The sequence below is a fragment of the Pseudomonas lini genome (assembly GCF_964063345.1).
In the GTDB taxonomy this organism is placed as follows: Bacteria; Pseudomonadota; Gammaproteobacteria; order Pseudomonadales; family Pseudomonadaceae; genus Aquipseudomonas; species Aquipseudomonas lini_B.
In genome coordinates, this window is record NZ_OZ061318.1 from 3,726,197 (window position 1) to 3,741,091 (window position 14,895).

Consider the following 14,895-nt stretch of genomic DNA (forward strand, 5'->3'; position numbering starts at 1 on the left):
GTCGGTTGATTTTGGGGCCGCTTCGCAGCCCAGCGGGAGCAAGCTCCCTCGCCACAGGTTATGCATCGCCTGAGGCCTCCAGCAAAATCCGCCCACTGGAGCAGGTGGCGGTTTCATTGCGATAGGCGAAATACAATTTGCTGCGCGCCGAGTCGAAGCGCAGGTGCAACTGGATTTCATCACCGGGGCGTACCAGTTGCTGGAATTTCAGCACTTCCATACCGGCGAATTTTGCCGGCAGATCCATCAATTGCTGGCCCAGGCTCAATGCCCAATCCACCTGCACCACGCCGGGCAATACCGGCGCTCGGGGAAAGTGGCCGCTGAAATACGCCAGGTCTGGCGGGACGGCCAGTTGCAGGTTCCACTCGCCATCGACTTCCAACTGCTCCAGTACTTGTGGCGCCTTTGGGCGGGGCGCCAGCAGCAAGGCTTCAACCTCGGCCTGGGGCAGTTTGCCTTGCGCGTTCAGCGGCAGTTGCCGCAACAAGCGCCAGCGGCGTGGCAGGGCCAGCGTTTCACAATGCTGACTCAGATGCTGACGCAAGGCTTGAGTGAGGCTGCGTCGACCCTGATTGCGCAAGGCATGCAGGCCTTGTTCGCTGAGTACCATCAGCGCCCCTAATGAGGCGCGGTTTTCCTGAACCACACCGAGGCGCGCTTCGGCAACCCAGCGGTGCGCCATCAGCGCCTGTTCGAGCATCGGCAGCGAGATACGTTTTTCTTCCAGTTTGACGATTCGGTCCAGCCGTCCCAGTAGCTCGAAACGGCCGTCGGCGGCGATGCGCGCGGCATCGGCGGTGTGTTCGATATGGCCGGCCGGCAAGTACGGTGAGGCGATCAGCAGGGCGCCATCGCTGTCCTGGCTCAGTGCAACGTCGGCGAAGGGCTGCCAGAGATTCTGGCCCTGACGCCAGGCGATGCCGCCGGTTTCCGAGCTGCCGAAAATTTCTGTCGGCCACTGTTGCAGGCGTTCATACAGGCTTTGCGCCGCTTCAGCGGGCAACGCGCCACCGGAGGAAAATACTCGGCGCACTGCGCTCAGAGCTGGCCAGTCGAGGTTGTCGCCCATGCGTTTGAGCAGCGCCGGGCTGGTGACCCAGGCGAAGGCCGGGTGTTCGCGGCTGGCGCGTTGCAGGTCTTCCGGGAAGGCCAGTTGTTGACGTACGAACGAACGCCCGGCGCACAACGGCCACAGCACCCGAAACAGCAACCCGTAGATGTGTTGAGTGGCGACGCTGCCGATAATGCAGGCCTCGCCCAGATCTGCACCCCACAGGTGTTCCAGCGCTTCGACTTCATTGGCCAATTGGCGCAGGGTTTTAGAGATGCGCTTGGGTTCGCCACTGGAGCCGGAGGTGCACAGGCTCAGCTGACAGCGATCCAGATCCAGTAGGCTGGCCGGCAACGGTGAATACCGATAATCGCTCAAATGAGCATCATCGGTCTGATCGGTCAGCCACAGATCGACCTCGGTCGACCAGCGCTGGCGAGTCTGCGCTTGCAAGTCGGCGGGCAGCAGTACGCTGACCCCGGCACGCCAGGCGCCGAGCAGGGCAATGGCCAGGTCGGCGGCGTCTTCGAGGTGCACGGCGATGCGCTGCACCCCCTGAGCTTGCAGGCCGGCGGCCAGGCTCAGGGCCTGTTCGCACATCTGTGCATGATTCAACGCAGGTTCCACCGTCACAGCACGGTCCGGCTGAGCCTTGAGCAACAGTTGCTCAAGTGTTATCCAATTCATGGGCGGCCTCTTACCCGTTGTCGTATCAGCCATTCAATGGCAAACATCAGGCCGATCAATCCATAGGAGATCAGGCCGGTGTACAACATCCACCAACTCAGCGGCGCCCAAAGAGTCAGGGCGGCGGCGCACAAGCCGTTGCAGAGAAAAAACACGCTCCAGGCCATCGTCACCTGGCGGGTGTAGCGAATGGCCCTGGCCGGTAATTCCGGCTCTCGCAGACGGGCCAGGCGTTCAATCATCGGTGGGCCGTATTTCAGGCTCAGGCCGAACAGCACCAGCATGAAGACGCTGATCAGCACCGGGTACCAGCGCAGCAGCACCGGGCTGTCGAACAGCGCCAGCAGCAGGCAAAACCCGATGGCGGCCGTGGCCATCCACAGGCTTCCGGGACGCCGCTCGCCAGTCAGCGCTCGCGCCAGCCACAGGCTACCCAGCAGCAGACCGAACTGCCACGGGGCAAAATGCTCCATGCCGAAATACACCGCAAAGGGGTACAGCAGGCCTGCCAGCAGCAGGCCAAGGCCGATCAGTCGGCTCATGCGGCCGGTTGAACCAGGCGGTAGACCGCGTCGACCACATCGCTGACGGTACGCACCGATTTGAATTCTTCGGCAGCGATTTTCTTGCCGGTCTGGCGTTTGATGTGATCGATCAGGTCGACCGCATCGATGCTGTCGATTTCCAGATCCTGATACAGGTTGGACCCCAGGCTGATGCGCTCGGGCTCCAGCTCGAAGAGTTCGACCAGAGCATCGCGCAGGGTATTGAAAATATCGTCACGAGTTTGCATGGTCCGGTCTCAAGCTGCCTGTTTTGCAGTGACGAACGCCGCAAGGCTCGTCACGTTGGTGAAGTGATTACGGGTGTCCTTGGCGTCGGCATCGATTTTGATGCCGTACTTTTTCTGGATCGCCAGGCCGAGTTCCAGGGCGTCTACAGAGTCCAGGCCCAGGCCTTCGCCGAACAGCGTTTGTTCATCGCCAATGTCGGCGACGCTGATGTCTTCGAGGCCCAGGGCGTCAATGATCAGTTCTTTGATTTCACGGTGCAGATCGCTCATCTTCGGCGAGCTCCTTAATAAAGTAATGGTGCAAATAATCATTGAGCTTGCGCGAGGCCTGGGGCGCGGGCCCCTGCGTAGCGAAGGCCTGTGGGTCTATATCGGCCCCGACACGAAAACTGAAGTGCACGCGGCGTTTGGGAATCCGATACCAGGGTTCGGCCTTGGTCAGTGTGGTCGGGCTGACCTTGATGATCACCGGGGTGAGGATTCTCGCACCGCGCAGGGCGATTGCCGCGCCCCCCCGATGAAAGGCCGGCGGTTTACCGGGTTGGGTGCGGGTGCCCTCGGGGAAAATGATCAGGGTCTGACCGCTTTTCAGTGCGTCGGCAGCGGCGTCGAGCATGTCCATGCTGCCGTCGTTGCTGATGTAATCGGTGCGGCGTAGCGGGCCGCGGGTGAACGGATTTTCCCAGAGGCTTTTCTTGACCACGCAGTTGGCGTGGCCCACCAGGCCGATCAAAAACACCACATCGATCAGCGAGGGGTGATTGGCGACGATCATCTGACCTGGCCGTCCGAGTTTTTCCGCCCCCTGAATGTCATAGGTCAGCACGCCAGTGCGAGCCATGAATCGGATGAAAAACCAGAAACACCGGCTGACGGTCTGTCGTGCCCGCTGACGGTGGGCCTGGTTGTCTCCCGGCAGGCAGTTCAACAGCGGGAACACCACCAGTCGCAGGCAAAGCCCGCCCAACCCGAACAGGGTGAAGCTTGCGGCAGTGGCCAGCAGACGCCAGTAATAAGCGTCGCGGTTTTTATCGGTTACGGGTTGCGTTGCCAGGTCCATAGACGATTTTTCCAGGCATGTTGGCAGGTGGTCTGCTGGCTGAGCAGGGTACGCAACAGATTCAGGGCATGAGGCCAGTGGGGTTTGGACAACGCTTGTGAGGTGCTGTTCAGCGACAGCTGCCACTGATTGCCGGGCGTAATCAGCAGGCCGACCGCGTAAGGGAATGGCACGTCGTCGATCCAGGCCGAGTAGGCCGCGGGCGGTTGCTCTTCAGTCACTACCAGCAGTACCGCAGGCGCTCCTTCCTCAAGCAATGCCGCCGCCTCTAGCATGCCGTGTTCAAGGCCATCGCCAGCTGCGGCGAGGGCGGTCATCTCGCTGGTTTCACCACGCATGATCGACCACAGGCCAATGACCGCATTGTGCACCGACAGGCTGAACTGGGTGGGCGACAACGGTTGGTCAGTCGCCAGATCGCTGAGAATTTCGAAAGTGCGTGGAGTTTCGCCGTGGCGCGAAATAAAGACCAACGGCAGGTCCTGGCGACCATCGGCCAAAGGCCAGCCGACACTAAACGCCATCCGCGCCAGACGGCTGAGTCGCCGACGCTGCATGGCCGGCAGAAACGATACATCGGGGGCGGCATCGCTAGGCTCGAGCACGACCGGTTGTCGGCTCCAGGCCTGCCAATCATCCACGCTTTCAAGCCCAGGGGCCCACGCGCGCCATTGGGCGATGTTGAAGTTGATCACAGACATTCATCCCGCCCCTGCGGGGCTTCCTTGACCGCGGCAAGTCGCAAAAAACGCGGCTGACCTTACGTGGCGCTTAACGCCGAGTGGCGCGCATTATCCCGGTGCGGCGGGCGTGTAGCAAATGCTGGTTACATTTTGCGCAACGAAATGTACCGTCTGGTTCGCGAAAAAACTGTCGTTTGGCCATTATCCACGTTGCAGCGGACATGTCTGTCAGCTCTATCGGCTATCGATGGGCAAGTTGGCGGCTTTTCCGCCGGATTTTTTCCAATGACTGTGTAGTCCCGATGCCGGCGAGGTAGCTAAGCAGCGCCGTGGACTACTACACTCGGTCATTCTTTGATACACGGAGGTTTTGACATGCGGCGCGTGGTGTTCAATCAGAAAGGTGGCGTGGGCAAGTCAAGCATTGCCTGTAATCTGGCGGCGGTCAGCGCCAGCGAAGGCTATCGCACGTTGTTGGTGGATCTCGATGCTCAGGCCAACTCCACTCAATACCTGACGGGACTTACCGGCGATGATATCCCGATGGGGATCGCTGACTTCTTCAAGCAGACTCTGTCCTCGGGTCCGTTCTCGAAGAAAAACCAGGTCGACATCTACGAAACCCCATTCGACAACCTTCACGTCGTCACCGCCACCGCCGAGCTGGCTGATTTGCAGCCCAAGCTTGAGGCCAAGCACAAGATCAACAAGCTGCGCAAATTGCTCGAGGAGCTGGACGGCGATTACGACCGAATCTACCTCGATACGCCGCCAGCACTGAATTTCTATGCCGTCTCGGCCTTGATCGCCGCTGATCGTGTGCTGATTCCCTTCGACTGCGACAGTTTCTCGCGCCAGGCGCTGTATGGCCTGTTGGCGGAAATCGAAGAATTGAAGGAGGACCACAACGAAGGGCTGGAAGTTGAAGGCATCGTCGTCAACCAGTTCCAGGCCCGCGCCAGTTTGCCTCAGCAAATCCTCGACGAACTGATCGCCGAGGGCCTGCCGGTGTTGCCAGTGTACCTGGCCAGTTCGGTGCGCATGCGCGAATCCCACCAGGCCAACACGCCGCTGATCCACCTCGACCCGCGGCATAAACTGACCCAGCAGTTCGTCGACCTGCACAATCTGTTGGAAAATGCCTGATTCCTGTAAACAACACCGAACCACTGTGGGAGCGAGCCTGCTCGCGAAAGCGGAAGTCCAGTCAACAGAGATGTTGAATGCGAAGCCCTCTTCGCGAGCAGGTCGAATCGTCGCACCGTCGCTCCCACATTTATTTGTGGTGGCTCTAAATCCCTTGGCTACGCAACCAGCTCATCAATTGCGGTAACGGGAAGGCTCCGCTCTGGCGAGCCACTTCCCGGCCATTCTTGAACAGAATCAGGCTCGGGATCGAGCGAATCCCCAATTGCGCCGACAACTGCTGATTCGCCTCGCTGTCCAGCTTGGCCAGCCGACATTTGCCCGCCAACTGCCCCGCCGCCTGCTCGAACACCGGCGCAAACGACTTGCACGGCCCGCACCAGTCCGCCCACACGTCCACCAGCAACGGCAGGTCGCCCTTGATCTGACTGGCGTAATCGCCTTGCTTCAATTCGAACGGCTTGTTGAGCAGGACTTCGGCCTTGCAGCGGCCGCATTTTGGATGGTCGTCGAGGCGTTCGGCGGGGATGCGGTTAAGGCCGTTGCAGTGGGGGCAGGGGATGAGGAGTGGGTCAGGCATGATCGGGTTCCGGATGAGTAGGCAATCTATGGCACTGATCTGGAGTCGGAAATGATGTTTATCAAGGCAGAAGTTTGTAGGCAATAACCTTCCTTGGTTAGAGATACACCCTACGAGTGCTGGTGTCCCTGACGGATCAATTCAGTGTTGTTAAGTCTCACGACGAACAACTGATCTCCAGATGCTTGCCCCACTCTGGCGGCCGCTCGGCATAGCTCTCCATTCCAGGCTGTTCCTCGAATGGATTGCTCAATACCGCATGCAAACGACGAACTTCTGCATAGTCGCCGCTTTCCGCCGCATCGATGGCTTTCTGCGCCAGATAGTTACGCAGGATGTACAGCGGATTGACCGCATGCATTCGTTTGCGGCGCTGTTGCTGATCAATCACACCTTCACGAGCAACCCGGGCGATGTAGAGCGCGCCCCACGCATCGAAGCCCTTGATGTCGACGAAGTCATCGCGCAAACGGGCGACGGCCAGTTCGGGTGACTCATCCCCCAGGCGGCGGAAGAACAGGCTGTAGTCGACGCCGCTGTTCTGCATCAGTTGCAGCAGGTGCTCCAGCAGTTTCTGGTCGTCGTCTTCGGCAGTGGTGAGACCGAGGCGGCGGCGCATCAGGTCCAGGTAGTGGGCCTGGAACAGTGGCAGGTACAGGCCCAGGGTTTCGCGCAGGGCTTCGACGCTGATGAACGGCGTCAGGGCTTGGGCGAGGGCGCTGAGGTTCCACTGGCCGATTGGCACCTGGTTGCTGAAGGAGTAACGGCCCTGATCATCGGAGTGATTGCAGATGAAGTGGGCGTCGAAATCGTCGAGGAAGGCGAACGGGCCGAAGTCGAAGGTAATGCCCAGGATCGACATGTTGTCGGTGTTCATCACGCCATGGCAGAACCCGTAAGCCTGCCATTTGGCGATCAGCTCGGCGTTGCGCTCGACGATTTCGCGGAACATCGCCAGGTACGGTTCCGGCTGTTCCAGGCAGTGCGGGAAATGCATGGCCAGCACATGGTTGCCGAGTTCTTTCTGCTGCTCGGGGCGCTTGGTGTAGTAGAAGAATTCGAAATGCCCGAAGCGCACGTGGCTCGGTGCCAGGCGCAAGACCATGGCTGCGCGTTCCTGTTTCTCGCGCCAGACCGGTGTGTCGGAGCCGATTACGCACAGTGCGCGAGTAGTGGGAATATTCAGGGCATGCAGGGCTTCGGAGGCAAGAAACTCGCGGATCGACGAACGCAACACCGCGCGTCCATCACCCATGCGCGAGTAAGGCGTCTGGCCGGCGCCCTTGAGGTGCAGGTCCCAATGCTCGCCGGCCTCGTTATAGACCTCGCCCAGCAACAGACCACGACCGTCGCCCAACTGCGGGTTGTAAGAACCGAACTGATGCCCGGAATAGACCATCGCCCGCGGCTCGGCTTCGGCCCAGAGCTTCTGGCCGCCGAACAGCTCGGCGAACACCGGTGTCTCGGCCTCCGTCGGGTCCAGGTCCAGCAGCGCCATGGCGGCGGGGCTGGCGACCACCAGTCGCGGAGCAGCGATGGGCTCGGGCAGCACATGGGTTGAGAACGCGTCGCCCAGGCGGGCGAAGCGATTGTCGAAGGTCAGTTCGTCGAGGGCTTTCAACGGCCATCTCCAGCAGAATGTCCGAGCATTCTGCTAGGGATAGACCGGTTAGTCGAGTTCGACCGGCGGAGGCTCTCGGTGCGATTTGCCATCGGGCAGCGGCACGATGGTTTTGGTTTCCGGCTCGACCGGCACCATCTTGTACTCCTGGCCGTGAAGGTTCTTGAGGTAGACCTCCATTTGCCGGAACGAGATGTTGATCTTCTGCTTCTTGAACTCACGATTGATGAAGCGGTTAACCTCGTCGAGCACCGGGTTACGGTCGCCGAGGTCGCGCACATGCATGCGCAATTCGTGATCAAGGGTGCTTTCGCCGAAGTTCAGGAAGTACACGTGGGGTTCCGGGTCCTTCAGCACGCGCGGGTTGTCGCGGGCTGCCTTGAGCAGCAGCTCTTTCACCAAGTCCAGGTCCGAGCCGTAGTCGACGCCGAGCTTGAGAGTCACTCGGGTGATGGTATCGGTCAGGGACCAGTTGATCAGTTGCCCGGTGATGAACGTCTTGTTCGGGACAATGATGTCCTTGCGGTCGAAGTCGGTGATGGTCGTGGCGCGGATGCGGATCTTGCTCACCGTGCCCGACAGGTTGCCGATGGTGATGGTGTCGCCGATCCGCACCGGGCGTTCGAACAGGATCATGATGCCGGAGATGAAGTTGGCGAAGATCTCCTGCATCCCGAAACCGAGACCGACCGACAGCGCTGCCACCAGCCATTGCAACTTGTCCCAGCTCACGCCGAGCGTGGACAGGGTCGAAACGAAACCGACGCCGGCAATCACATAGGACAGCAGCGTGGTCGTGGCGTAGGAGCTGCCCTGGGCCAGGTTCAGCTTCGACAGCACAAACACTTCCAGCAAGCCCGGCAGGTTGCGCGCCAGCGCGAAGGTAATGCCGATGATGATCAGCGCGCCGAGCATGTCGCCGATGCTGATAGGCACCATGCTCATGTTGGCGCCGGTGCCGCTGGTGTATTCGTAGAGGGTGATGTTGTCCAGGTACGAGAACACTGAAATCAGGTCCGACCAGACCCAATACAACGCCGCGATGAAACCGCCGAGCAAGGCCAGGCGGATCAGTCTCAGTGACTGTTCGTTGACCTTCTCGATGTCCAGGGTTGGCTCTTCGATCACCGCTTCACCGTCGCCGGCTTCTTTGGCGGCCTGGCGTTTGGCCAGGGCGCGTTGATAGGCCAGGCGCCGTGCGGCAACGCTGAGGCCGCGCACGAAGGTGGCCTCGATCACCAGCCAGAACATCAGCAAGTAAAGCGTGTTGATCAACCGGTCGCTGAGTTTCAGCGCGGTGTAGTAATAACCAAAGCACACGGCGACGAACAACGCGATTGGCAGGACAGTGAACATGACTCCCACGGCCTTGCGGAACAGCGAAGCATTCTGGTGGGTCGGGCTGCTGACCAGCAGGCGACTGAGCAGCCAGGCCATCAAGGCGTAGCAGGTCAGCACCACCGGCATGCCGAGCACGTCATCGGCGAGCGCCGCCGGTTGCAGTTCAGCGACCGCCACCACGGTCACCAAGGCCATCACCACCAGCCCGAGCCGGCGAATCCAGCCCTGAAGGAATTCGACCTGAGGTTTTTCCCAGCGGAAATGCAGTTCGGCCACGCCACCCGGTGCGAGGATGCGGTAGGCGGTGTAGAACACCAGCCAGGCCTGGGCCATTTGCAGCAGCGCCGCGCCCATATTGGCGTTCTGCCCGCGAGCGTCGATCTGCAAAGCCAGGCCGCACAAGGCCAGACCCAGGGATACCGGCATCGCCAGCAGGATGTTGATCAGAATCGCTTGCGGTGTGTGCCACTGGCTGTCGCGCTTGAAATGGCCGATGTCCAGGTGAACTTTGTTCAGGCGGGCATAGAGATTTTTGCGGCGCCACAGCAGCGCCCCGATCAGAAAGGCCAGCGGCAGGAACAGTAGCGGTCGCTGCGTCAGGCCATCGGTCAGTTCGCTCAGGCTTGAGGCCCAAGGCAAGGTGGTGACCTGACGTTCCAGGCGTTCCGGCACGCCGTGCATCCACTCAAGGTCCAGCGGTTTGTTGCTGGGAATCCAGAACATTTGCTCGTCGAGGGTCGCCCGCAGACTTTGCGCGGTGCTGAGCAGTTGCTTCTGGTTGAGTTGCAGCGTGATGGATTCGTTAAGCACCGCGTTCAGTTCGCGATACAAACGCTCCAGCAGGTCCGCGCGGGTGGTGGCCAGTTCCAGCAGGCTCTTGCGCAGTTGCGGGGTGACTTGCTCGGGCGGCTGAGTCGCCAGCAGGTTATCGACATAAGTTGTCGGGTTGCTGAGCAGTTCCCGTTGCTGGCTGACTTCGAACTGATACAGGCGAATGTCGGCGATCTGGTCGGCCAGATCGCGGTCGAGCTTGAGGCGCGGCAGGGCCTGTTTCTGTTTGTAGAGAATCTTGGAGAGCAGCAGGCTGCCCTTGAGCACGCTGATCTGTTCGTCCAGCGCCGAATCGCTCTGGGTCACGCTGTCCAGTTGCTGTTTGGTCTGCAGGTTCTGTTGGGTGACTTCGTTAAGACGGTCGGTGCTTTTAAGCAGGTAGTCGGAGAGCTTCAGGTTGGCCGCGCTTTCGGTAGCCAGCAGGCTGCTGCCGCCAGCCTTCTGCGCTTCGATGGATTGCTGGGTCACCGTTTCTTGCGACTGGGCCAGGCGTTTCTGGTTGATCAGGGTTTGCAGTTCCTGAATTTCCTGGTCCAGGCGCGCCGATTTTTCCGACAGCAAGTCATGCTGGCTGTTGCCCAAGTCCTGCAACTGGCTGTTGCCGGCCAGTTCCTGGCGACGCAACGGGATCAAGGCGTTCAGTGCCGCGAGTTCAGCGTTGAGCTGGTCGCGTTGCTCAGGGGTCAAGGTCTTGCCGCTGTCCTTGCCGATCTTGAGGATGTTGTTGATCTGCTGGATGCGCGTCTGGCTGGCAGATATTTCGGCCTGGGCGCGCTCGGGGCGGGTCTGGGCGGTGATGATCAGGCTGTTCGCTTCAGCCAGGGCTTTCTGCAGATCGCTTTGCTGGGTCGAGCGTTCGGTCAGCAATTGCTCAAGCTGCTGAATGGTCTCTTTGGTATAGCGTTGCGCCACCGGTACCACTTTGGTGGCCTTGAGACGGGTCAGCTCGCGCTGGTTCTCGATGTTCTGCCTTGGCGCGCTGGTCAACTGCTGCTTGAGATCGATCAGCTTCTGATCGTAATCACGCTGGTTGTTAAGCTGAGTGAGCGTGCTCTGCAGGACCGCTTGCAGGGCTTTTTGATCGGCTTCCGGCAGTTTGCGGTCGGCGATCTTGTCCAGGCTCGCCTGCACGGCTTCGCTGGACGGCGGTTCGGCGGCTTGCAGCGTGCTGATGGAAAGACTCAAGCCCAGCAGGGCCATGATGAAAAAGGTGCGCAGAGTTGACATAGAAACCGATCGAAAGCGAGACGAAGTGTGGAGTTTAGAGGAAGAGTCCGGGTCCGGGGCGACTTCCTTCGGGGAATCTGACGCCCACTTTACCAATCTTGTTCCCTTCCATGACCGCGACGGTCCAGAGGGTGTTGTTCCATTCCACCTGGTCACCGACTACCGGCGCACCGCCCACTTTCTGGGCAATGAAGTGGCCCAGGGACATGTTCGGATCGATGCCTTCGACTTTCAACCCGTACAGGGCAGCAACCGCACCCAGCTGGGCGTCTCCTTCGAGTACGAAGTCGCCGAAAAAGCGCAAATCCAGACCCCGCTGTGGTGCCTGACTGAAGAGTTTTCCGAGGGCCGGAAGGTTGTGTTCATGGCCGATGACGCAGAGCAAATCATCGACTTCGAGCACCGTACTACCCGACGGATGGAGCAGTTGTTGGCCACGAAACAGGGCTGCAATACGGGTGCCTTCGGGCATTTTCAGCTCGCGAAGAGGGGATCCAATGCACCATTTCTCGGCACCGAGGCGATACACGAACAGCTCCCACTCGCTGGTGACATGCACTTCCAGCGCAGAACGGGAGATCGGCAAGGGCTCCGGCGGGACCGTCACTTTCAAGAGCTTGGCAACCCAGGGCAGGCTTGTACCTTGCACCAGCAGCGAGACCAGCACGATAAAGAACGCCAGATTGAAGTAGAGCTGAGCATTGGGCAGCCCCGCCATCAGCGGGAACACCGCCAGAATGATCGGTACGGCACCGCGCAGGCCAACCCAGGAAATGAATGCCTTCTCGCGACCATGGAACGCTTTGAAGGGCAGCAGGCCGACCAGCACCGATAGCGGACGGGCAAACAGAATCATCCACAGCGCCAGGCCCAGCGCCGGCAAAGCAATCGGCAGCAGGTCATGGGGCGTAACCAACAGCCCCAGCACCAGGAACATGCCGATCTGGGCCAGCCAGGCCATGCCGTCGAGCATATGCAAAATGCCATGGCGACTGCGGACCGGGCGGTTGCCGATCACCAGGCCGCACAGGTACACCGCCAAAAAGCCACTGCCGTGCAGGGCGTTGGTCAAGGCAAACACGACCAGACCGCCAGCAATCATCAGAATCGGATAAAGACCGGTGGCCAGGTTGATACGGTTGACCAGTTGCAGCAGTAGCCAACCACCGCCGAGGCCGATCACACCACCGATGCCGAACTCGCGCACCAAATGCACAAGCAGATTCCAGTGCAGGCCGGTCTCGCCGCTGGCGAGCATGTCGATCAGGGTCACGGTTAGGAACACCGCCATCGGGTCGTTGCTGCCGGATTCGATCTCCAGGCTCGCGCTCACCCGTTCGTTCAGGCCCTTGCCGCCCAGCAGCGAGAACACGGCCGCGGCGTCGGTGGAGCCGACGATGGCGCCAATCAGCAAGCCCTGAATCATGTTCAGGTCGAACAGCCACGCCGCCGCCATCCCGGTCAGCCCGGTGGTGATCAAGACTCCGACTGTGGCCAGCGACAATGCCGGCCATAACGCCACGCGAAAACTCGCCACCCGGGTGCGCAAGCCGCCGTCGAGCAGGATCACTGCCAGGGCGAGGTTGCCGACCAGATAAGCCGTTGGGTAGTTATCGAAAATAATGCCGGCACCGTCGACACCGGCCGACATGCCCACCGCGAGGATAATCACCAGAATCGGGATACCGAGGCGCGATGAAAGTGAGCTCACCAGAATGCTCGCACCTACCAGCAACGCGCCGATCAAGAACAGGCTGTTGATGGTCGTCGCATTCAAAGGCAGTACTCCAGAAAGCTAAAGGCGGGCACAAACTGACCATGCAGTCTGCGTGCCAGCGATTCTAACCTGTTGAAATGTGATGCTGTCAAAAAGCTTTTTACGATGTACATCCGCTCGAGCTGGGTGAGACCACTGTGGCGAGGGAGCTTGCTCCCGCTGGGTCGCGTAGCGACCCCAAACCGACGCTGCGGTGTGTCAGTTTCAGCGCGTGGGCCAATTGCGACTGCTGCGCAGCCGAGCGGGAGCAAGCTCCCTCGCCACAGTGGTGGTGTAGCCGTTACAGGCTAAACCGCCCAACCATGTTGTTCAGGTCCAGCGCCAGTCGCGACAGCTCGTTGCTGGCCGCGCTCGTCTGGTTGGCACCGGTGGCCGATTGCACCGACAGGTCACGAATGTTCACCAGATTGCGGTCTACTTCACGGGCCACTTGCGCCTGTTCTTCGGCGGCACTGGCGATCACCAGGTTGCGTTCGTTGATTTCGACGATGGCGCTGTTGATGGTGTCCAGCGACATGCCTGCACCACGGGCGATGTTCAAGGTCGATTCAGCGCGCTCGGTGCTGTTGCGCATCGAATCCACGGCGTGTTCGGTGCCGCTCTGGATGCTGCCAATCATGCGCTCGATTTCGCTGGTCGACTGTTGAGTGCGATGGGCCAGGGCACGCACTTCGTCGGCGACCACCGCAAAACCACGACCGGCTTCACCGGCACGGGCCGCTTCGATGGCGGCGTTCAACGCCAACAGATTGGTCTGGTCCGCCAGGCCGCGAATCACGTCCAGCACTTTGCCGATGTCTCGCGACTCGTTGGCTAGATCACCGATCAGGCTGGCGGTGCTCTGTACGTCGGCGCTCATGCGCTCGATGGCGCTCACGGTTTCCTGAACCAGGTCACGCCCGTCGCCCGCCGAGGAGGTGGCGTTTTTCGAGGCTTCGGAGGTGCTCACGGCGTTGCGGGCGACTTCTTCCACGGCGCTGGTCATTTCATTGACAGCGGTGGCGGCCTGTTCGATTTCGTTATTTTGCTGAGTCAGGCCACGAGCGCTTTCGTCGGTGACGCTGTTGAGTTCTTCCGCGGCAGATGCCAGTTGCGTGGCCGAACCGGAAATCCGTTGCAGGGTATCGCGCAGTTTTTCCTGCATCTTCGCCATCGCGGCGAGCAGACGACCGGCTTCATCTTCGCCATCGACGGTGATCGGCCGCGTCAGGTTACCTTCGGCGATTTCTTCAGCCGCGCTCAAGGCGTTGGCGATCGGCTTGGTGATGCTGTTAGTCAGCAGCCAGGCGAACAGCAGGGTCAGGCCGGTCGCGATGACCAGCAGGGTCACCACCAGGTTGAAGGCTGACGAGTACTGGTCGGTAGCTTGCTGGTTGGCGCTGTCGGCCTGCTGGGTGTTGATCTCCAGCAAGCGGTTGAGCACGGTGTTGATGGCTTCAGAGTTGTTCAGCAAATCGGTGTTGACCAGTGTGCGCAGTTCGTCGACCTGATTGTTGCGCGACAGGCTCTTCATCCGGTCTTCGATCTGGCGGTACTGACCCAGTAACTGCACATACTGATCATAGGTTGCACGTTCCTGCGGGCTGGCGATCAGTTTTTCATAGGAGGTCTGAGCCGCTCGAATCTGCTGGTTACGGGTTTCCAGCAGGTCCATGGTTTTCTGCTGGACGTCCGGCTCGCGATTCACCAACAGGCGATAAGCCAGGACACGCAGGCGCAGGGTCAGTTGAGTGAACTCGTCGAGGCTTTTGATGCTCGGTACGCTGTTCGAGGTGATCTCCTCGGCGGCGCCGCGAATCTTGCTCATCTGGTTCAGGGCGAACACCCCCAGGATCAGCATCATGGCGCCAATCAGGGTGAAGCCGAGGAACGCCCGCGGTGCGATATTCATATTACGTAGGGACATGGTGTTCACCGAAAAAAGCGCATTCGTGCGGCGCTGAGACTGTTGTATGGATGACTTATCGGTCATACGACTAAAGTCTTGAGGCGCTGCGCGTTTTTGTCGCAGAAGGGCCGCGGCGACGAAGTGCAGGAACCAGATCCGCCAAACACAGTCTTTAAAGCTCGCGAGGAAGGTCGCCCGCCAGCAAAA

12 protein-coding genes are annotated in these 14,895 nt (G+C 60.2%); 1 reads left to right on the forward strand and 11 read right to left on the reverse strand.

The genetic code is table 11. The annotated features are described in order from the left end of the window. Positions 1-58 precede the first annotated feature (58 nt). The 6 genes from AB3226_RS16935 to AB3226_RS16960 are packed head-to-tail and all read right to left on the reverse strand — an operon-like array spanning position 59 to position 4,295. Positions 59-1,741, reverse strand: coding sequence for an AMP-binding protein (locus AB3226_RS16935; RefSeq protein ID WP_367373885.1), 1,683 nt, complete (start codon positions 1,739-1,741; stop codon positions 59-61). Beyond that, positions 1,738-2,283 carry a hypothetical protein gene (locus AB3226_RS16940; RefSeq protein WP_367373886.1) on the reverse strand — a complete coding sequence of 182 codons (546 nt, stop codon included), beginning with the start codon at positions 2,281-2,283 and terminating at the stop codon, positions 1,738-1,740. Before AB3226_RS16940 ends, AB3226_RS16935 begins: the two co-directional genes overlap by 4 nt. Next, positions 2,280-2,534 (reverse strand): acyl carrier protein, encoded by a 255-nt coding sequence (locus AB3226_RS16945; protein ID WP_367373887.1) that lies wholly within the window; start codon positions 2,532-2,534, stop codon positions 2,280-2,282. The genes AB3226_RS16940 and AB3226_RS16945 overlap by 4 nt, the downstream gene beginning before the upstream one ends. A 9-nt stretch (positions 2,535-2,543) precedes the next feature. Continuing rightward, on the reverse strand, positions 2,544-2,804 hold the full coding sequence (locus AB3226_RS16950; RefSeq protein ID WP_367373888.1) for a phosphopantetheine-binding protein: 261 nt from the start codon (positions 2,802-2,804) through the stop codon (positions 2,544-2,546). After that, entirely contained in the window at positions 2,785-3,594 is an 810-nt protein-coding gene (locus AB3226_RS16955) for a lysophospholipid acyltransferase family protein (protein WP_367373889.1), read from the reverse strand. The genes AB3226_RS16950 and AB3226_RS16955 overlap by 20 nt, the downstream gene beginning before the upstream one ends. Beyond that, entirely contained in the window at positions 3,570-4,295 is a 726-nt protein-coding gene (locus AB3226_RS16960; protein ID WP_367373890.1) for a beta-ketoacyl synthase chain length factor, read from the reverse strand. The genes AB3226_RS16955 and AB3226_RS16960 overlap by 25 nt, the downstream gene beginning before the upstream one ends. Before the next feature lie 357 nt (positions 4,296-4,652). On the opposite strand from AB3226_RS16960, the gene AB3226_RS16965 reads away from it, so the two are divergent. Further along, entirely contained in the window at positions 4,653-5,423 is a 771-nt protein-coding gene (locus AB3226_RS16965) for a ParA family protein (RefSeq protein ID WP_008009127.1), read from the forward strand. 145 nt (positions 5,424-5,568) lie between these two features. Here the strand turns inward: AB3226_RS16965 and trxC are convergent, their stop codons facing one another. From trxC to AB3226_RS16990, 5 genes are all read right to left on the reverse strand, one after another. Beyond that, entirely contained in the window at positions 5,569-6,003 is a 435-nt protein-coding gene (gene trxC / locus AB3226_RS16970; RefSeq protein ID WP_367373891.1) for a thioredoxin TrxC, read from the reverse strand. 157 nt (positions 6,004-6,160) lie between these two features. After that, the gene (gene selO / locus AB3226_RS16975; protein ID WP_367373892.1) at positions 6,161-7,624 is read right to left on the reverse strand and encodes a protein adenylyltransferase SelO; all 1,464 of its coding nucleotides are present in this window, start codon (positions 7,622-7,624) and stop codon (positions 6,161-6,163) included. 48 nt (positions 7,625-7,672) lie between these two features. Beyond that, positions 7,673-11,023, reverse strand: coding sequence for a mechanosensitive channel MscK (mscK, locus tag AB3226_RS16980; RefSeq protein ID WP_367373893.1), 3,351 nt, complete (start codon positions 11,021-11,023; stop codon positions 7,673-7,675). 34 nt (positions 11,024-11,057) lie between these two features. Beyond that, positions 11,058-12,800, reverse strand: coding sequence for a potassium/proton antiporter (locus AB3226_RS16985; protein ID WP_367373894.1), 1,743 nt, complete (start codon positions 12,798-12,800; stop codon positions 11,058-11,060). A gap of 280 nt (positions 12,801-13,080) precedes the next feature. After that, complete coding sequence (locus tag AB3226_RS16990) at positions 13,081-14,706, reverse strand: methyl-accepting chemotaxis protein (protein ID WP_367373895.1); 1,626 nt, start codon at positions 14,704-14,706, stop codon at positions 13,081-13,083. Between the last annotated feature and the right edge of the window lie 189 nt (positions 14,707-14,895).